General features: G+C 61.6%; 19 protein-coding genes. 5 read left to right on the top strand and 14 right to left on the bottom strand.

Features of this window, described 5'->3' with window-relative positions; all coding sequences use genetic code 11:
* The first annotated feature begins 249 nt into the window (after positions 1–249).
* The gene (locus PVW51_RS04345; protein WP_274573736.1) at positions 250–1,458 is read left to right on the top strand and encodes an aminotransferase-like domain-containing protein; all 1,209 of its coding nucleotides are present in this window, start codon (positions 250–252) and stop codon (positions 1,456–1,458) included.
* Positions 1,459–1,460: 2 nt separating this feature from the next.
* Here PVW51_RS04345 and rsmD read toward each other — a convergent pair whose 3' ends face one another.
* Together rsmD and PVW51_RS04335 are read right to left on the bottom strand one after the other, a co-directional pair.
* Positions 1,461–2,015: a 16S rRNA (guanine(966)-N(2))-methyltransferase RsmD gene (gene rsmD / locus PVW51_RS04340; RefSeq protein WP_274573735.1), complete on the bottom strand. Its 555-nt coding sequence runs from the start codon at positions 2,013–2,015 to the stop codon at positions 1,461–1,463.
* Positions 2,012–3,220 (bottom strand): NAD(P)/FAD-dependent oxidoreductase, encoded by a 1,209-nt coding sequence (locus tag PVW51_RS04335; RefSeq protein WP_274573734.1) that lies wholly within the window; start codon positions 3,218–3,220, stop codon positions 2,012–2,014. Before PVW51_RS04335 ends, rsmD begins: the two co-directional genes overlap by 4 nt.
* Before the next feature lie 90 nt (positions 3,221–3,310).
* Here PVW51_RS04335 and PVW51_RS04330 point away from each other — a divergent pair, with 90 nt between their 5' ends.
* Positions 3,311–3,799 (top strand): peroxiredoxin, encoded by a 489-nt coding sequence (locus tag PVW51_RS04330; RefSeq protein ID WP_274573733.1) that lies wholly within the window; start codon positions 3,311–3,313, stop codon positions 3,797–3,799.
* A gap of 78 nt (positions 3,800–3,877) precedes the next feature.
* Here the strand turns inward: PVW51_RS04330 and PVW51_RS04325 are convergent, their stop codons facing one another.
* The 8 genes from PVW51_RS04325 to PVW51_RS04290 all read right to left on the bottom strand — a co-directional run bounded on the left by PVW51_RS04325 (position 3,878) and on the right by PVW51_RS04290 (position 13,129).
* Complete coding sequence (locus PVW51_RS04325; RefSeq protein WP_274573732.1) at positions 3,878–4,732, bottom strand: mechanosensitive ion channel family protein; 855 nt, start codon at positions 4,730–4,732, stop codon at positions 3,878–3,880.
* Positions 4,732–5,055, bottom strand: a complete 324-nt coding sequence (locus tag PVW51_RS04320; RefSeq protein ID WP_269366066.1) for a 4a-hydroxytetrahydrobiopterin dehydratase — start codon at positions 5,053–5,055, stop codon at positions 4,732–4,734. Before PVW51_RS04320 ends, PVW51_RS04325 begins: the two co-directional genes overlap by 1 nt.
* On the bottom strand, positions 5,052–6,239 hold the full coding sequence (locus tag PVW51_RS04315; RefSeq protein WP_274573731.1) for a GNAT family N-acetyltransferase: 1,188 nt from the start codon (positions 6,237–6,239) through the stop codon (positions 5,052–5,054). The genes PVW51_RS04320 and PVW51_RS04315 overlap by 4 nt, the downstream gene beginning before the upstream one ends.
* Before the next feature lie 47 nt (positions 6,240–6,286).
* Complete coding sequence (locus PVW51_RS04310; protein ID WP_274573730.1) at positions 6,287–7,048, bottom strand: glycerophosphodiester phosphodiesterase family protein; 762 nt, start codon at positions 7,046–7,048, stop codon at positions 6,287–6,289.
* The gene (locus tag PVW51_RS04305; protein ID WP_114273764.1) at positions 7,045–7,503 is read right to left on the bottom strand and encodes a RidA family protein; all 459 of its coding nucleotides are present in this window, start codon (positions 7,501–7,503) and stop codon (positions 7,045–7,047) included. Before PVW51_RS04305 ends, PVW51_RS04310 begins: the two co-directional genes overlap by 4 nt.
* A 70-nt stretch (positions 7,504–7,573) precedes the next feature.
* The gene (locus tag PVW51_RS04300; protein ID WP_114273765.1) at positions 7,574–8,884 is read right to left on the bottom strand and encodes an HlyD family type I secretion periplasmic adaptor subunit; all 1,311 of its coding nucleotides are present in this window, start codon (positions 8,882–8,884) and stop codon (positions 7,574–7,576) included.
* Positions 8,881–10,617, bottom strand: a complete 1,737-nt coding sequence (locus PVW51_RS04295; protein WP_274573729.1) for a type I secretion system permease/ATPase — start codon at positions 10,615–10,617, stop codon at positions 8,881–8,883. The genes PVW51_RS04300 and PVW51_RS04295 overlap by 4 nt, the downstream gene beginning before the upstream one ends.
* A gap of 268 nt (positions 10,618–10,885) precedes the next feature.
* Positions 10,886–13,129 carry a transglycosylase domain-containing protein gene (locus PVW51_RS04290; RefSeq protein ID WP_274573728.1) on the bottom strand — a complete coding sequence of 748 codons (2,244 nt, stop codon included), beginning with the start codon at positions 13,127–13,129 and terminating at the stop codon, positions 10,886–10,888.
* 257 nt (positions 13,130–13,386) lie between these two features.
* Here PVW51_RS04290 and PVW51_RS04285 point away from each other — a divergent pair, with 257 nt between their 5' ends.
* The 3 genes from PVW51_RS04285 (at position 13,387) to PVW51_RS04275 (ending at position 15,460) form a co-directional block, all read left to right on the top strand.
* Positions 13,387–13,725 (top strand): P-II family nitrogen regulator, encoded by a 339-nt coding sequence (locus PVW51_RS04285; protein WP_114273768.1) that lies wholly within the window; start codon positions 13,387–13,389, stop codon positions 13,723–13,725.
* A 29-nt stretch (positions 13,726–13,754) separates the two neighbouring features.
* Positions 13,755–15,062 carry an ammonium transporter gene (locus PVW51_RS04280; RefSeq protein WP_114273769.1) on the top strand — a complete coding sequence of 436 codons (1,308 nt, stop codon included), beginning with the start codon at positions 13,755–13,757 and terminating at the stop codon, positions 15,060–15,062.
* Between the two features lie 215 nt (positions 15,063–15,277).
* Positions 15,278–15,460: a CsbD family protein gene (locus PVW51_RS04275; protein WP_269366078.1), complete on the top strand. Its 183-nt coding sequence runs from the start codon at positions 15,278–15,280 to the stop codon at positions 15,458–15,460.
* 75 nt (positions 15,461–15,535) lie between these two features.
* On the opposite strand, the gene PVW51_RS04270 is transcribed toward PVW51_RS04275, so the two are convergent.
* The 4 genes from PVW51_RS04270 to smpB form a co-directional block, all read right to left on the bottom strand.
* Complete coding sequence (locus tag PVW51_RS04270; protein WP_274573727.1) at positions 15,536–16,720, bottom strand: amino acid aminotransferase; 1,185 nt, start codon at positions 16,718–16,720, stop codon at positions 15,536–15,538.
* Between the two features lies 1 nt (position 16,721).
* Positions 16,722–17,576: a 3-mercaptopyruvate sulfurtransferase gene (sseA, locus tag PVW51_RS04265; protein ID WP_114273771.1), complete on the bottom strand. Its 855-nt coding sequence runs from the start codon at positions 17,574–17,576 to the stop codon at positions 16,722–16,724.
* A gap of 84 nt (positions 17,577–17,660) precedes the next feature.
* Positions 17,661–18,308 carry a glutathione S-transferase family protein gene (locus PVW51_RS04260; protein ID WP_274573726.1) on the bottom strand — a complete coding sequence of 216 codons (648 nt, stop codon included), beginning with the start codon at positions 18,306–18,308 and terminating at the stop codon, positions 17,661–17,663.
* Positions 18,301–18,789 carry an SsrA-binding protein SmpB gene (smpB, locus tag PVW51_RS04255; RefSeq protein ID WP_269366140.1) on the bottom strand — a complete coding sequence of 163 codons (489 nt, stop codon included), beginning with the start codon at positions 18,787–18,789 and terminating at the stop codon, positions 18,301–18,303. Before smpB ends, PVW51_RS04260 begins: the two co-directional genes overlap by 8 nt.
* Positions 18,790–19,029: the final 240 nt, after the last annotated feature.

Genomic DNA, 19,029 nt, shown 5'->3' with positions numbered 1-19,029 from the left:
AAATCCATCATGCGGGGAAAATAGCACGGAAGCGGAGCCTTTGCAGCTTTTGCCTGCTGGCGGGGTTTTGGGCCAAACTGTCCATTTGTCCGAACCGCCCCTGATTTACCCGGACGCACCCAGGAAAATCCGAACGCTGACCCGTCTGCGCCCAACCCCCGGGCCCGGCAACTATCCCGCCATTTAGGTAAGAACTATTGCCATAGATTTGGTTTCGTGGTTACGTCCCCAAAAAGGGAGGGACCCATCATGGATTGGCACGATATTTTCGCGACGCGCATGGACCGCATGAAGGCCAGCGAAATCCGCGAGTTGCTCAAACTGCTGGATCAGCCCGACATCATCTCTTTTGCCGGCGGTATTCCCGACCCGGCGCTGTTTCCGACCGAAGCCTTCAAATCGGCCCTGGCCGATGCCCTGTCCCCTGAAAACGCCAGCGCCGCCCTGCAGTATTCGGTTTCCGAAGGATACGCGCCCCTGCGTGACTGGATCGTCACCCAGATGGAGGCGCTGGGCGTGCCCTGTACCCGCGACAACGTGCTGATCACATCCGGCTCGCAACAGGCGCTGGACTACCTGGGCAAGCTGATGCTGTCGCCCGGTGACACCGCGCTGATCGGTTGGCCGACCTACCTTGGTGCGCTGGGGGCGTTCAACGCCTATGAACCCAATTACGACCGCCTGATCCCGCGTGGGAACCGGTCCGCATCGGATTATGCCGAGGCAGCCAGCGCGCAGGGCGGACGGGTGAAGTTCGCCTATGCCTCCGTCGATTTTGCCAACCCGACCGGTGAAACGCTGGACCTTGCCGCGCGCCAGAGCATCCTTGACCTTGCGGACGAGATGGACATCGCGGTGATCGAAGACGCCGCCTATCAGGTGCTGCGCTACGATGGTGATCCGATCCCGCCGATGCTGGCATTGGAAGTTGCCCGCAAGGGAACCATCGAAGACTGCCGGACACTCTATTGTGGCAGCTTTTCCAAATCCCTGGCACCGGGACTGCGGGTCGGCTGGGTTTGCGGTGCTGCCGATGTCATCAGCCGCCTTGTTCTGATGAAGCAAGCCGCCGACCTGCATTCCTCGACCATCAACCAGATGGCGATCAATACCGTCGCGCGCAGTGTCTTTGCCGATCACACCGCCAAGCTGCGCCGGACCTACGCCGCGCGACGTGATGCGATGCTGGCGGCGCTGGAAACCCATATGCCCGATGGCGTGACATGGACCAAACCGGAAGGCGGCATGTTCGTCTGGATCACGCTGCCAAAACACATGGACGGCGCCGACCTGTTGCGTGTTTCGCTGGAAACCCAGCGCGTGGCCTTTGTGCCCGGTCAGGCCTTCTTTGCCGACAGGTCCGGGGCGAACACCCTGCGGCTGGCCTTCTCCCTGGCGGACGATGCAAAGATCAGCGAAGGCATCAAACGACTGGCGGCAGCGATCCGCGCCGCCTGACCCTATCCCGCGTGGCGCAAAAGCGTCACATGGGTATCCCCGAACCGGCGATTGTCCAGCGGCGCAAAGCCATTCGGGGCAATCATCGGTGCGCTTTCTTCCCAGACGATGGTGGCCTCAGCGGCCAGCCATCCCCCCGCGTGGGCAGCGGTCAGAGCCAGTTCGCCCATCCCCTTGCCATAAGGCGGGTCAAGAAACACCAGATCGAAGGGTGCGTTGGGCCAGGCCCCAAGCCGGGTCGCGTCGTCGCGCATGAGTTTCACCTCCTCCGCAACCCTCAGCTTCTGGATGTTCTGGGATATCAACCGCTGGCCCACGCGGCCATTCTCGACAAAACAAACCTCCTGCGCACCGCGGGAAAGCGCCTCCAGCCCCAGCGCGCCGGTCCCTGCAAACAGGTCAAGCACATGCGCGCCCGCAATCACATCGCGGTGGGTCAGCATGGAAAACAGGCTCTCACGCACCCGATCCGACGTCGGCCGCAGATGCGCCGCCGCGTCCCCCTTGCCCAGAGCCGTCAATGCGGTGCCGCGAAATCTGCCCGCGATGATCCTCACGCCTTTAGCAATGCCTTCAGGTCGGTTGCCGGGTCGGCGATGGCCATGGGATCAGGCGATCTTCCTGCTTCGATCAGGCGCTTGCCCACCATGTAGCCGCGCGGATCGTTCATCGCATCCACCGCAACCAGCTCCTCCCCCCGGTAATACCAGAACCCGACCGAATCTGCGTCCACACGCCGGGTCACCACCCGGTCATAGCCGGTATTCAGGCCCGCAATCTGGAGTTTTACATCATATTGATCAGACCAGAACCACGGTTTGGCAACATAGTCCTTGCCCGCACCCATGATGTTCTCTGCCACCACCTCTGCCTGGTCGATGGCATTCGGAACCGATTCCAGGCGAATGCGCCCGCCACGGTAGGGGAAAGACGTGCAATCACCCGCCGCCCAGACATGCGGGGCCGAGGTGCGGCCCTGCGCATCTACCTTGATGCCATTGTCGATTTCGATGCCCGCAGCCTCCGCCAGCGCCACGCCCGGCCGGATGCCGACGCCAACGATCACAAAATCGGCCGCAATCTCGGTGCCGTCGGTCAACCGCGCGCCACTCACGGCACCCTCGCCCAGCAATCTGTCCAGCCCGACGCCTTCGCGGATGTCCACACCATGCCCGCGATGCAGCGCGCGAAAGAAATCGGAGGTTTCAGGCGCCGCCACCCGCTGCAAGATCCGGTCGGCCATTTCCACCAGAACCACCTCAAGCCCGAGCTTGGCGGCAACCGATGCCGCCTCCAGCCCGATATAGCCACCGCCGACAATCAGAACCTTCGCACCCTGCTTGAACCGGGGGGCCATCGCGTCCACATCCGCCAGATCACGCACGACAAAGACGCCCTCCAGATTGCCCCCGATCGCTGCTGGCAGCCTGTTGGGGGTGGACCCGGTGGTCAGCACCAATTCGTCATATGACAGCGTTTCACCGGACAGGGTCACGGTGCGCGCCGCGGTGTCGACGCTTTTAATCTCGGTTCCCATGCGCAACGTAACGCGGTTGTCGGCATAGAATGCTTCGGGCCGCAGGAACAGACGCTCAAGGGACATGTCGCCCATCAGATAGGCCTTGCTGAGGGGCGGGCGCTGGTAGGGCGGCACCGGCTCTGCGCCGATCAGGGTCACCTCACCGTCAAACCCGCCATTGCGCAGCTTGGCAACGCAGGACGAACCAGCTTGCCCCGCCCCCACAACTATCACATGTCCCATGGTCATTCCTTCCGATTATTCTGGTCGCGCCGATTGGGGAAACCTATATGGTTGCGAGGAATAAACACAATCACACGAAAGGCCCAGCCAATGACAATTTCAACAGGCGACGCACTGCCCGACGCAACCCTTGTCCAGATGGGTGCGGAAGGGCCGGCGCCGGTAAAGATGTCCGACAAGGTCGCGGGGCGCAAGGTGGTGATCTTCGCTGTACCCGGTGCCTTCACGCCCACATGCCATTCCGCCCATGTGCCCAGCTTTGTGCGCACCAAGGACCAGTTCGACGCCAAAGGCGTGGATGAGATCATCTGCATTTCCTGCAATGACCCCTTTGTGATGAAAGCCTGGGGTGAGGCGACCGGCGCGACCGAAGCCGGGATCACCATGCTGGCCGATGCCACGTCGGAATTCACCAAGGCCATCGGCATGGATTTCGACGCGCCGCCCGCCGGGCTGGTCGCACGGTCCAAGCGTTATGCGATGCTGGTCGAAAACGGCAAGGTCACCCTGTTCCAGCCCGAGGAAAACTCTGGTGTCTGCGACGTGTCGGGCGGCGAGGGCCTGCTGGCCAGCATGTAAGAACCAAAGCGCCCCGCCTTAAACTTGAAAGGCCGGGCCTCTGATCGAGGGGCCCGGCCTTTTCCCGGCAAGCGCTGTTCAGCTTGCCTGGTACAATGTCCGCGTCGGGAACGGAATATCGACGCCACCGGCATCCAGCGCCTCTTTGACCTGACGGGTCATATCGGCCCTGAACCCGAAATAATCCCCGGCATCGCACCAGACCCGCACCAGGAAATCGACGGAACTGTCGCCCAGGTTCGTGACCTGAACGAAAGGGGCGGGTTCGGTCTTTGCCCGTGCATCCGCCATGATGGTGTCGCGAATGATGGTTTCAGCATCCTTGAGATTCGCACCATAGCCCACCCCGAAAGTCCATTCGGCGCGCCGGGTCGGATTGACCGAATAATTGTCGATCACATTGCCCCAGACCTGTGAATTCGGCACGATGACATGGACATTCGACAGATCGGCAAGCTCTGTGAAGTTCAGGTTGATCTGCTTGACCGTCCCCATCTTTCCGGCGACCTCCACAAAATCACCGATCTTGATCGGGCGAAACAGGATCAGCATGACACCGGCGGCAACATTGGACAGCGTCCCCTGCAGCGCCAGGCCGATCGCCAGACCGGCGGCACCAATGAGCGCAACAACCGAAGTGGTCTGCACCCCGAAGGTATTAAGCACGAACAGGACCGCGAAACCCAGGACCACATAGCGCACGATGGACGCCAGAAAATCGAACAGCATCTCGTCCAGGTGCCGGTTCCTCTTGCCCAGGTTCTGGACCCGGCGTTGCAACCAACTGGAGATAATCCAGCCCGCCAGCAGAATGGCAATCGCACCCAGGATAGAGCCTGCGGTGCTTGCCAGAAACTCTAGCGTCAAGAGATCGGCAAGCGATTTGCCATTCCAGATCTCGGTATTCAGAAAATTATTCAACTCTTTATCCATCAGTCCCTGTCCACTCGGTCCTTTTCGATCCCGTATAATCCATCCATCTTGCGGGCCAGTTTCGCGTCCAGCGTGGTCAGGCTGTCCACGTCATGTGTGGTCAGCGTTACATTCACGGTCTTGTACACATTGTCCCATTCGGGGTGGTGATCCCATTTTTCGGCCCAGATGGCCACCCGCGTCATCCAACCGAATGCCTCCACGAAGTTCTGAAAGACAAATGTCTTGCGGATGGCATCGCGGCCTTCGGTCACCTCCCAGCCACTGTCGAACAAGGGTTGCAGCACGGTGTGGCGTGTCTCTTCACTGAGTTTCTCGGTCATTGCTGTTCCTCTATCTGAACGTGTTTGAACGGGCCGTATTCGGTCAGCACTTCAATTTCATGATCCACCGCTTCCCGTTCGGCCTGTAGATAGTTCTCGACCGCGCGGGCGAAACCCGCATCGCGCATCCAGTGCAGGGACCAGGTCGGGGTCGGCAGATAGCCGCGCGCCAGTTTGTGTTCGCCCTGTGCCCCCGCCTCGACGGTTTTCAGACCGCGCGCGATGGCGATATCCATCGCCTGATAATAGCACAGTTCGAAGTGCAGGCAGGGATGATGTTCGATACACCCCCAATAGCGCCCGTAAAGCGCATGCCGTCCGACAAAGTTCAGCGCTCCGGCGACCCATCGTCCCTCGCGCTCTGCCAGCACCAGTACCATGTCGTCGCGCAGGGTTTCCTGGGCCAGATCGAAGAACCGGCGCGTCAGGTAAGGTGAACCCCATTTGCGCGCCCCCGTGTCCTGGTAGAACTGCCAGAACGCGTCCCAGTGTTCTGGCCGCAGGTCGTCACCGGCAAAGGTCCGGATCGTGCCGCCGAACCCCTGTGCCTGCGCGCGTTCCTTGCGCAGGTTCTTGCGCTTGCGGGAGTTGAGCCCCGCGAGGAAGTCGTCGAAATCCGCATAACCCTCGTTGCGCCAGTGGAATTGCTGCGATTTGCGCACCATCATGCCCAACGCCTCTGCCCTGGCAACCTCATTGCCGGTGCAAAAGGTGACATGCAGCGAAGACAGGCCATTGTTTTCCGTCAGTTGCACCGCCCCCTGCACCAGGGCCGCCAGCCCCATCTCTTCGAACCCCGGTCGGGTGAGAAACCGGCGGCCCGTCGCGGGGGTATGCGGCACGGCGATCTGCAACTTGGGATAATACCGGCCACCCGCCTGCTCATAGGCATGGGCCCAGTTGTGATCAAAAATGTATTCGCCCTGCGAATGGGATTTCGCATAAAGCGGCGCAACCGCGATGACCTGCCCTGCCACGGAGGCCGCCAGATACTGGGGCTGCCATCCCGTACCGGCGCCGACACTGCCGCTTTCCTCCAGCGCAGACAGGAAACGGTAGGTCGTGAAGGGGTCGTATGGCGCGCCGCCATCGCCGGTTTCGGGGCAGGCGCAGGCATCCCAATCGGCCTGCCCGATCTCGGACAGGTGGGGAACCACCCTGATTTCAATCTCTTGTGCGCTCATGCCTATTGCCCTGCCTGCCCTTTAATCTGGTCCGGGCACGCGCCGGATCAAGCGGGAATGGCCGGTGAATACCCTTCAAAGGTGATATTATCCGCGACCCTGCGCGCCCATGCCTCCTGCGCCGCATCGCGAATCGTCCAGCAGCAGATCATCGCGCCCTTCGCCTTGATCTCTGCCACGCGGGGACGTGCGAGATCGTCGACCTCATGGCTGATGAATGACGCGCCGACCCGGTCGAAATCCGGCACTTCGCGCAGCGTATCGCAGGTGGCGCGCGGCAATGGCCAGTCTTCATACCGGTAGGCGCTGGTCACGATGCCACGGGGCACCTCGGGCAGCAGTTCAGCCATTCGCGCCACCGAATGCGGATTGAAGGACATCACTGCAACCGGGCCGACATAGCCTGCTAGGCCCTCGGCCGCCGCCGCTTCCAATGGCCCGATGTCCTGGCCCATACCGCCATCCTGATCTTTCAGTTCGATCAGGAGCGGCACCTGCCCCGCCACCAGATCAAGGATTTCCCGCAGGGGCGGTATCCCCTCGTCGCCGCCTTTCAACTGGATCTGTGCCAGTTCTTCGGCCTTGCGCAACCGCAGGGCCCCTGACGCCACCGACAGACGGTCCAGCGCATAGTCATGAAAGACCATTGCCGCATGATCCGCGCTCAACTGCAGGTCAATTTCGATCCCGTAACCCGCCGCAATGGCCGCGCGGATGGATGCCCGGCTGTTTTCAGGCAGCCCGGCGTTCACATCGTGAAGGCCCCTGTGTGCGATAGGGGTAGAGTGGAATGCGCGCGGCAGGGTCATTTGATTTCGAAGATGCCTTCGATTTCGACCGCAACGCCCAACGGCAGCGAAGGCGCCGAAACCGCGGAACGGGCATGCCGCCCCGCGTCCCCCAGCGCCGCAACCAGAAAGTCGGAGGCGCCATTGATGACCTTGGGCTGATCGGTGAAATCTTCGGTGGAATTGACAAAACCGGTCAGCTTGATGACCCGAACCAACCGCTCGATATCGCCACCGCAGGCCGCCTTGACCTGGGCGAGCAGGCTGATGGCACAGGATTTTGCCGCATCTGCCCCCTGCTCGACAGTCATGTCGGCGCCCAGCTTTCCAAGGATAAAACCATCCGGCCCATTGGAAATCTGGCCGGAGACGTAAAGGATATTCCCAACCTGCACGTAAGGCACATAGTTTGCCGCCGGGGCGGGCGCATCGGGCAGGGTCACGCCCAGTGCCGACAGCTGGTCTGCAAAACTCATGGATCGTCCTTTCGCGAATATTGCTTACGCAGAAACTAGCGCCGCAGCGCGGAATCCGAAAGCCCCGCGATCAACTTTCGCGAAACGCGCGGGCGAAATAATCGGCAACCGGTTTGACAAGATAAGCCATGGGGGACCGCTCGCCGGTGCGGATGAAAGCTTCCACCGGCATGCCGGGCAACAGGATCGTCCCCTCCGGCAGCTTGTCCATCTCGCCGGGGTTCAGGGCAATTTCCGCACGGAAATAGGATTGGCCCGTGGCCTCGTCCTCTATCGCATCTGCCGAAATCTGCATGACCTGGCCCACCAGTTCCGGCGTCGTGCGCTGGTCCAGCGCCGACATGCGCAGGTTGACCTGCTGGCCGACAACGATCTGGTCGATGTGGATCGGCAGAACCCGCGCCGCGATCACCAGCGGCCGGTCCTGCGGCACCAGGAACATCAGTGGTTCCGCCGCCCGCACAACCGACCGGGGAGTCTGCACCTGAAGCCCGTAGATGATGCCGGAGACCGGCGCGCGGATCGACAGGCGCTCGATCTCGTTTTGCAGGGCGCGGCGTTGCTGGATCAGCTCAAGCTCCCGATACCGCAGATCACGCAGGCGGGTGATGGCCTCTTCCCGACCTGCGGTGCCCAGTTTCAGGATCTCGATCTCGATCTCGGTGATCCGTTCCTCGGATTGTGCCCGGCTGGCAGCCAGTTCACCGATTTGCCCGGTCAACCGCGCCTTTTCCCTTTGCAGGTTCAGCACGGTCGAGGCCTGCGCCAATCCGCGATCCAGCAAGGACTGCTGGTTCGAAAGCTCCTGTTCAATCAGCCCAAGCTGCTGGGCAAGCGCGTCTTCCTGCGCGGTGACGCCGTTGATCTGCGCGCCGATCTGATTGCGGCGCTTGCCCAATTGCTCGATCTCCCGCGCGACAGAGGCGCGGCGGGCGACGAAGAGATTTTGCTGCCCCTCCATCAGTTCCGCAATTTCGGGATCCCTTGCGCCGGTCGCGATCAGTTCCTTTTCGTAAACGATTTCTTCGGCTTCGTCTCGCTCGGCCTCGAAACGGCCACGGCGGGCCATTAATTCGTACAATTGCCCTTCGACGATCGCCAGCTGCGACCCGATCTGCTGGCCGTCCAGCTGCAGCAAAATATCCCCTGCGACCACCGCATCGCCTTCGACCACGCGGATTTCGGCAACGACACCGCCGTTTTCATGCTGCACGATCTGCCGGTTCCGCTCCACTTCGATGCGCCCCGATGCGACCACCGCACCGGCGATCTGGGTCATCATCGCCCAGGTGCCAAACCCGCCGACCAGCACCAACAGGCCGAGAAGGCCAATGACAACAGGCCCGGTCGCGGACCACCTTCTTGTCGGTTGCGGGGTCATGTGACACCTCCTGCGTCCGCCGGGGCCGATTGGATCGCCTTCGCGTTCTTGACCATGCCTGCCAGCACCTCATCCTTGGGCCCGAAGGCCATGCGCATGCCACCATCCAGCACCAGCAATGTGTCACATTCCTGGATCGCCGCCGGGCGGTGCGCCATGATGAGAACAGAACGGCCATCGGCCTTCATCGACCGGATCGCATGGTTCAGCGCTTGCGAGCCGACATTGTCGAGGTTGGAATTCGGTTCGTCCAGGACAAGGATCACCGGATTGTCGTAAAGCGCGCGGGCCAGCCCGATCCGCTGCATCTGACCGCCCGACAGCCGGATCTGCCCGGCGCTGACTTGGGTATCATACCCTTTGGGCAGTTCGAGGATCATCTCATGCGCTGCCGCCTTCTTGGCCGCTTCGATGACCTTTGCATCGTCGGGCTGCGGCGACAGGCGTGCGATGTTTTCCGCAATCGTGCCGTCGAACAATTGGACCCGCTGCGGCAGGTAGCCGATATGTCGGCCCAGCACTTCGGCCCCATAGTGATCCAGCGCCGCACCATCGAGCCGCACATATCCGCCAGCAGGCGGCCAGACGCCGGTCAGGGTGCGCGCCAGGGTGGTCTTCCCTGCCCCGGAAGGGCCGATCACCCCGACGGCCTGCCCCGGTTCAACGTTGAAGTTAATCGACTTGAGCGAGGCCTGGCGCTCTCCCGGCGGGACAACGGTCAGGTTCTTGGCCACCAGCTTGGCCGCCGGTTTCGGCAGCGCTGTGCGCAGCGGCTCGGGCGACACGGCCCCCAGCAAGGTCGCAAGGCTCTGCCAGCCGTCGCGGCCCCGTTGTACGACCGGCCATTGATTCAGCGCCATTTCCACCGGTGCCAGGGCACGGCCCAGCAGGATGGACCCGGCGATCATCGCCCCCGGTGTCATTTCACCCTGCAACACCAGATAGGCACCCAGCCCCAGCATGGCCGATTGCAGGAACAGGCGCAGCGTCTTGGTCATTGACGAAAAGGTGCCGCCGACATCCGTCGCCCTGATCTGGCTTTCCAGCGCCTCGCCCCGGGCCTTTTGCCAACGGTCAAAGGCCGCATCGCGCATCCCCATGGCCTGCACCATTTCGGCCTCTGTCCGGATCTGATCCGCGATTGAACCCGCGGTCTGCCCGGCCATCCCCGCCTTTGCCTGCGAATTGCGGGACAGGATCTGGTTGGCGAATGTAATCGCAATAAGAACCCCCGCGCCGCAGACGGCAAGCCAGCCCAGCATCGGGTGGAAAATAAAGATCGCGGCGAAAAAGATCGGCGTCCACGGCATGTCGAAGAACGCCATCAGCACCGGTGAGGTCAGCAGCCGCTGCACAGCTTCCAGATCGGCCAGGTTGGCATTGGTCCGGGTATCCGGCGCAATCGCCGATTTGCGCACAACCGCGTCAAAGACGCGACGGTCCAAGGCATCCTGAAACCGCGCGCCCACCCGCGCCATGATGCGGCCCCGGGTGTGGTCCAGAACCCCCATCACCCCGTAGAGAAAGACCACCAGGATCGACAGGGCAATCAGCGTCTCTTCGGAGCCGGAGCCCAGCACCCGGTCATAGACCTGCAACATGTACATGGGGCCTGTCAGCATCAGCAAATTTGCAAACAGGCTGAACAACGCCACCGTCCAGTAAAGCGCGCGACTGCGCTTGCGCACAGCGCGTAGTTCGGCAAGGCCACGTTGAGTTATTTCATCACGCATCTGCGCCTTCCTGCCCAAAGGCTGTCTAAAATCTCCGGTGTCAGGACAGACAGCGACAGACGCCGCAGATCGACCCGACAATGCCCCAAAAGGCCCGACCAGTCATGGCATAGCCAGTTTAACAGCGAATTTCCATTCCAAGAATCCGCAAGTCCGGCAACTGTGGCCCGTTCACATCCGGCGCACCGCGCCAACCCGCCTGGTCGGCAGAGTGCCAGACGGAACAGAAATCAAGCGACTTGTGGTGACCCTCACCGGAACTGGAGGGTCACCTGTCCGAGGGGCTGGGCGGGGGGGAGGAACTGCCCGATCCGGTGCTGCCGCCGCCAAAGATGTCCTGAAGGACCTGGTCAATAATGTTGCCGGTGCCCTGATTGCCGCGATTGTCATCAACCGGAATCGGGTCAGAGGCCAGCATTGGATCACCCTCACCCAAACCACTGGGCGCGACGGGGGGCGACATCGGCAGCCCTTTCAGTTCGACCCCTTCATGCGCGCGGCTCATTGCCTCGCGCCAGATGTCGGTGGGCAGGCCACCACCGGTCACCCCCTTGAGCGGGGTGTTGTCATCATAGCCCATCCAGACCCCGGCCACATAATCTGCCGAAAATCCGATGAACCAGGCATCCTTGGCCGCCGAGGTTGTCCCGGTCTTGCCGGCCAGCTCCCGCCCGCCGAACTGCGCCCGCTTTCCGGTGCCGTCCGAAATCACCTTCTCCATCATATAGACCAGCTGGCGTGCCGCTTCTTCCTGGATGACCCGTTCGCCGATACCCCCGCCGGTCCCCATCAGTGGATCGTTGTCGCCCATCAGGCGCAGATCCACCAGCCCGTAGGGCGTGACGGAGGAACCGCCGTTGAGAATGCCAGCATAGGCGCCGGTCATCTCGATCAATGTGCTTTCCGAAGCCCCCAGGGCGAGCGCCGGACCGGCGGCAAGGTCATTCTTGATCCCGAATTGGTCGGCCACCCGGCTGACCAGATCGCGCCCGACGCTTTCCGAGATTTTTACCGCAGGAATGTTCAATGAATCCTTCAAGGCATGGGTCAGCGTCACCGGGCCGAGAAAACGGTTGGTATAGTTCCTGGGGCACCACTGGCCCGACCCGGGGATGTTCATGCAAAACGGTTCGTCCACAACGATGTCATTAGGCGAATACCCCAGATCAAGCGCAGCAGCATATACAAAAGGCTTGAAGGCGGAGCCGGTCTGCCGCAGGGCCTGGGTCGCACGGTTGAATGCCCCCGCCACCTTGGTCTTGCGCCCGCCCACCATGGCGCGCACGGCACCGTCCGCCGACATGATGATGACCGCGGCCTGCGCCGTCGATCCCTCGCGGACCTTGTTCTCGAAAACCCACTTCAGCCCGTCCTCGGCGGCCTTCTGGATGCGTTGATCCAGGGTGGTGCGAATGATCACGTCCTCGGTCGTGTTGCGGGTAAAAAACTCCGGCCCCGTCGACATGACCCAATCCGCGAAATAGCCACCCGCGCGGGCTTCTGCCGCTTCGGACAATTCGGCGGGGTTTGCCATGGCCATTTCGGCCTCCTCGGCCGACAGATACCCCTGCTCACGCATCAGCCGGATCACCGTTGCCGCCCGGTTCTGCGCCCGGTCGAGGTTGTTTGTAGGCGACAGGACGGAAGGCGAGGTCAGTAGCCCGGCCAGCATTGCAGCCTCGGACGGATTGACCGCCGCTGCCGACTTGCCAAAGAACCGCTGCGCGGCGGCCTCGGCCCCATAGGCGCCACCGCCCATGTAGGCACGGTTCAGGTAGATGGAGAGGATATCGTTCTTGGAATACTTGACCTCCATCGCCATGGCATAGAGCGCTTCCTTGGCCTTGCGCTGCAGGTTGCCTGCGCGGCACCCGGCCTCGTATTCCTTCTCGGTCTGGCCGGTCGAGGGGTCAAAGGGCTCTCCCAGGCAGATCAGCTTGGCAGTCTGCTGGGTGATGGTCGAACCACCGTGCCCGGAAAGCGGCCCGCGCCCCTCGCTCAGGTTGATGCGCACGGCAGAGGCGATGCCGCGCGGGCTGATCCCGAAATGGCGGTAGAACCGCTTGTCCTCGGTCGCGACAACAGCATTCTTGAGGTGTTTTGACACGCTGTCGGCAGTGACCACACCGCCAAACTGGTCGCCGCGCCAGGCAAAGACATCGCCGTTGCGGTCCAGCAAGGTGACAGAGCCGCGCGCACGGCCATCCAGCAGCGCCTCCAGCGGCGGCAATGTGGTATAGAAATAGCCCACGGCCAGCGCGAGGCACAGAACGGCAACCGCCGTCACCCGCCAGACGATCTTCCAGATCAGCCGCAATATCCATGACACCAGCGCCGACAGCAGACCGATGATCCCGCCGCGACGGGGCTTTTTGGTACGGGCGGGTTTGCGCCGCACCGGAGCCTTCTTCGCAACCGGTTTCCTGGCAGGCTGTTTCGCAGCAGCCTTGCTTTTGGACGGATAGCGCTTGTCCGCCACCAACGGGCGTTTGCGCTTTGATGAATCACTCATGAATCTGGCCTGCTCGCCTGTCTTTTTCTGCACCTTACGCTGCAAATGCAGGATTGTTTAGCGCATCCGGCCGGAAAGCCCATCATTTATTTGATTATTTTTTGTGCAGATTCCTATTTCTGCACATTTTCCATGCAGGAAGCGGCGATTTTCTGCGCATAAACCTGCGTCAAACCTTTCACCACAGGCTCAATACCCTGTTTTCTGCGGGGGCATCACGCAGGTCGAACCTGCCAACCGGAAGAGGGACTCAGAAGGTGAAACTCATCATTGCTACTATCAAACCATTCAAGCTCGAGGAAGTGCGCGAAGCGCTGACCGAAGCGGGTGTCCGCGGGCTGATGGTGACCGAGATCAAGGGTTTTGGCGCCCAGTCAGGTCATACCGAGATTTATCGCGGCGCCGAATACGTCGTGAACTTCGTGCCCAAAGTCAAACTGGAGCTTGTCGTCGCCGACAACGTCGCGGACCAGCTGGTCGAAGTGATCTCCAAGACAGCCCAGACCGGCAAGATCGGTGACGGCAAGATCTTCGTGCTCGACGTCGAACAGGCCGTTCGCGTGCGCACCGGCGAAACCGGCGAAGACGCCATCTGAACCTTCCCCTAGATCTGAGGAAACCCGAAATGAACAAACTCAAATATATCCCGCTGGCCACCGCGATTGCGTTGGTGCCCACGCTGGGGGCGGCACAGGATGCGGAATTTGCATCACTCGCCCAGACAACATTCATCTTCAACACGCTGCTGTTCCTGATCGGCGGCTTTCTGGTGTTCTGGATGGCCGCAGGCTTTGCCATGCTCGAAGCCGGGCTGGTCCGGTCCAAGAACGTCACCACCCAGCTGACCAAGAACATGGGCCTCTTCGGCATCGCCGCAATCATGTACTGGCTGATCGGCTATAACGTGATGTATCCCGGCGACGGCAACTGGATGATGGACGGCGTGCTTGGCACGATCGCCCCCAAGGACATCAAGACGGACATCGACGCAGGCGGCTATTCCAACGCCTCCGACTTCTTCTTTCAGTTGATGTTCTGCGCCACCACCGCTTCCATCGTTTCGGGTACATTGGCCGAACGGGTGAAGCTCTGGCCCTTCCTGATCTTCGTTGTCGTGCTGACCGGCCTGATCTACCCGATCGAGGCATCCTGGCAGTGGGGCGGCGGTTTCCTTTCCGCGATGGGCTTCTCTGACTTTGCGGGATCCACACTGGTGCACGCCGCAGGTGGTTTTGCTGCCCTGGCCGGTGTCATCATCCTGGGGCCACGCATCGGCAAATATGCCAAGGACGGTCGTGTGGTGCCGATGCCGGGTTCCAGCCTTCCGCTGGCGACGCTGGGTACGTTCATCCTGTGGATGGGCTGGTTCGGCTTCAACGGTGCATCCCAGCTCGCCATGGGCACGCTGGAAGATGTCGATGCGGTTGCACAGATCTTTGCAAACACCAACATGGCGGCAGCCGCCGGTGCCGTCGCGGCGCTGATCCTGACACAGGTCCTGTACCGCAAGGTCGACCTGACGATGGTGCTGAACGGCGCACTTGCCGGTCTGGTCTCCATCACCGCTGGCCCGCTTGACCCGACGCTCTTTGGCGCGCTGTGGATTGGCGCTGTGGGCGGTGTCATCGTGGTCTTCGCCGTGCCCTTCCTTGACAAGCTCAAGATCGACGATGTGGTCGGCGCGATCCCGGTTCACCTGGTCGCGGGCTTCTGGGGCACATTGGTGGTGCCGGTCTATACCGACGGGACATCCTTCGTGACGCAGATCATCGGCTTTGTCGCCATCGGCGCCTTTGTCTTCATCTCAAGCTTCATCGTCTTCAGCATCCTCAAAGCCGTGATGGGCATCCGGGTGAGCGAAGAAGCGGAAATTCAGGGTCTGGATACCACCGAATTGGGCATGGAAGCCTATCCGGAGTTCTCCAAGGGCTGATCCCCCTCAAACCCTGTGGCAGCGAACCCGGCCTTTCGAGGCCGGGTTTTTTTATGCCGCCCGCCCCGATTGGCCATCAGCCAGATCTGGCCGACCCGCCTTTATCAAGATCACTCATCGGGAACCGCAACCACCCCTGCCGGGTTTCCACATAGATCAGACCGGACACGCGATCACCGCGCGCCGCACCTGACCTACCCCGAGAGGATCAGACCATGGGTGAGATTGCAGACAAGGCCAAGGGCAACGCCAACAAAGCCATTGGCGCCGCAAAATCTGCGGCGGGCAAAGTGACTGGAAATGACAAGCTGAGGGTCGAGGGCGAAGCCCAGAAGATCAAGGGCGAGGCACAAAAGGCCAAGGGCGCGGTCAAAGGCGCATTTGGCAACAAGATCTGATCCCGACGACATCCGGGATTGAAACATCCGGGGGCCCGCGCCGAAAGATCAGCGCGGGCCCCTTTGGTGTCCTGCTCAGATACCGACGTCGATAATCGCCCGGGCAAGGATCGGAATGGTCTGCTGGTTCAGGCCGGCAATATTCATCCGGCTGTCGCTCACCATATAGACCCCGTGTTTGGCGCGCAGCTCCTCGACCTTTTCAGGCGTCGTGCCAAGGCGCGAAAACATTCCCCGGTGCTGCGCGAGGAAACCGAAACGATCAGATCCCGACAGACGCTGCAATTCACCGGCAAGCTGGGTCCGCAGGTTCAGCATGGTGCCGCGCACGTCTTCCAGCTCCTGCATCCAGTCCTCCCGCAGCGCAGCGTCGTTCAGAATCGTCGTCACGATCCGCGCCCCGTGGTCCGGCGGGAAGCTGTAGTTCTGGCGGTTGAGGAACGCCAAAGTATCCTGATTGAGCTTGCGCGCCGCCGGGTCGGCAGCAATGGCCATCAGAAGACCTGTCCGTTCCCGGTAGATCCCGAAGTTCTTTGAACAACTGGCGGCGATCAGGCATTCCGGCACTGCTGCCACGATCTTGCGGGTCGCGGCGGCATCTTCTGCCAGCCCGTCGCCAAAGCCCTGATAGGCGATGTCGATCATCGGCGTGGCGCCGGTTTCCTGCAACACCTTGATGACGGCATCCCATTCACTGGCGTTCAGGTTCGCCCCTGTCGGGTTGTGACAGCAGCCGTGCAACAGGATCACATCGCCCGCATGCGCCTTGCTCAGATCCGCGATCATGCCGTCGAAATCGACCCCGCGCGACTCATCGTCGAAGTAGCGGTAGTTCACCACCTCCATGCCAAGATACTTCAGGATCGACAGGTGGTTGGGCCAGGTCGGATCCGACACGAACACCCGTGCATCGGGGCGGGCCATCTGGATCAGCTCGAACGCCTGACGCACCGCACCGGTGCCGCCCGGTGTCGCCGCCGCAGCCACGGTGTCGCGCGGAACGGCCCCCGCCAGCACCAGTTCGATCATCGCATCGGAAAAGGCCGGATCACCGATAAGCCCGGTGTAGACCTTGCTGTCCTGCGACTGCCAAATCTGCTGTTCTGCCGCCTTTACGGCCCGCATCACGGGGGTGAGGCCAGTCGCGTCCTTGTAGACGCCGACACCAAGGTCGATCTTGGTGTCCCGGGGGTCGTCGCGGTACATCTGCATCAGGGCAAGGATCTTGTCCGCGGGCTGACTTTGTAGGGTTTCGAACATCTTATGCGTCTCCGGTAGCGATCGGCACGGTGGGGAACATCCCCCATTCCGCCCATGATCCATCATAAAGTGACCACGAGGTCTGCCCCATCCGCTCAAGCGCCAGCGCCAGGATTGCGGCCGTGACACCCGACCCGCAGGTCGTGATGACCGGTTTCGCGGGATCGACACCTGCGGCTTCGAAAACCGCGCGCAGGGCGTCGGGATCCTTCATGGTCTTGTCATCGTTCAACAGGGTCTCGTAATGCACGTTGCGCGACCCCGGAATATGGCCCGCGCGCAGCCCTTCGCGTGGTTCGGGCGCATCGCCACGGAACCGGGCGGGTGCCCGCGCATCGACGATCTGCGGCTCCCCCAGCTTGGAAGCCTGGGCCACCTGCGTCACATCCCGGACAAGCTGGTTCTGCAGGCGGACCGTCATATGGCGATCACGCGGAATCGGCGGCATGTCTTCCGTCGGGTGCCCCTCGGCCACCCATTTGGGCAATCCGCCGTCCAGCACCGCGACATTTTCCTGACCCATCAGGCGGAACAGCCACCAGACCCGCGCTGCAGAGAGCAGACCGGCCCCGTCATAGACCACAACCTGATGCCCGTCGCCCACGCCCATCGCGCGCATCCGCGACATGAATTTTTCCACCGGCGGCGCCATATGCGGCAGGTCCGAACGCCCATCCGAAATTTCGTCAATGTCGAAAAACCGGGCGCCTGGAATATGACCGGCGTCATACTCGGCCTTCGCGTCACGGCCCGCATCCGGCAAGTACCATGATGCATCCAGCAACCGCAGGTCCGGGTCCTTGAGGTGCTTGGCCAACCATGCGGTGGACACGAGCGTCTTGGGATCATCAACCATGGGCAGTCCTTCTAGAAAATGGCTCCATTCTTGCCTAGCCGCGCTGATGCAAACTGGCAAGAGCGCGCCCCGGTTGCGGAGTGATTACGGGCGTTCCTCGCCGGGAAACGGGTCCGTTTCCTGCAACAACGGGCTGCCCGACTTTCCGGACCACCACGCCGAAAGGTCGGGATACTCTGCCAGGAGCTCCGCCCCCACAGCAACCCGCGTCAGGTAATCCATGACCGGGGCCAGATGCAGATCGGCAAGGGTCAGATCCATGCCGTTCAGCACCAGCCCCTCCGCCGCGATGGTATCGAGAAGTTTCAGGCCGGGCCTGCCCGCTTTGATACCGGCGGCGACCTGATCGGCATCAAAGGGTTCATTCATCAGCGGTGCGTAGAAGCCGTTGGAAAACACCTGCCGGACAAGCGGCCAGTACAGGCTGGTATCCACAATGCCAAAGACCTGATCCATCCGTGCGAGCGCCTGTGAGTCGTCGGGCAGCAGGTGCATGGCGCCACTGACCCGCGCCAGATAGCGCAGGATCGCCGCTGTCTCGGTCAGCGTGAAATCACCGTGGCGCAGAACCGGCACGCGGGCCAGTGGGGTGAAACGATCCAGCGCGGAGGGATCGGAAAACGGGTCCACCTCGACATAGCTGGCCTGCAGGCGCATTTCGATCAGGGCAACCCGGACAATCCGCGTGTAGACCGAATGCCTGAACCCGATCAGCGTGAAACCGTCAGCCATGATCTTTGAGCAGACGCGCCTTTTGCCGCGACCAGTCACGTTTCGCCGAGGTCTCGCGTTTGTCGTGATTCTTCTTGCCCTTGGCGACGCCGATCTTCAGCTTTGCCATGCCACGATGGTTGAAATACATCACCAGCGGCACCAGGGTCATCCCCTTGCGCTGGGTGGCATTCCACAAATCCGCCATCTGCTTGCGCGAGACGAGCAACTTGCGCCGCCGCCTTTCTTCATGCTGAAACGTCTTTGCCTGCGCATAGGGCGCCACATAGGAGTTGACCAACCACAGCTCGCCCTCTTCCACAGCCGCATAGCTTTCCGCGATGTTCGCGCCGCCCTGCCGAAGGGATTTCACCTCTGACCCCTCCAGGATAATGCCGCATTCGATATCTTCTTCGATAGCGTAATCATACCGCGCCCGGCGGTTTTCGGCGATCACCTTGTAATTGGGATCAGATTTCGTGGCGGATTTGACCTGTGACATGCAGGCAGATGTAGAGCGCACCCAAAGCCAGCGCAAGGTTCGGCACCGCGCTTTCGCAGTTGCTTTGTCCTTAATACGGAAAGCACGAGCAGCATTGCTTACAACTTCGGGGAGAGTTCCCCGGATTTCCGCCAAACTTCCGCAGCAAGTGACGGCAGCTATCACGCGGCGGATATGATTCCCCCCTCCACCAAGGGGAGCGCCACCGCCGCCGCGCGGCGTGTCCTGGCGGCGCATTCA

Source organism: Sulfitobacter sp. PR48 (assembly GCF_028807335.1).
Classification (GTDB): Bacteria; Pseudomonadota; Alphaproteobacteria; order Rhodobacterales; family Rhodobacteraceae; genus Sulfitobacter.
This window is presented reverse-complemented; position numbering and strand designations above follow the sequence as displayed.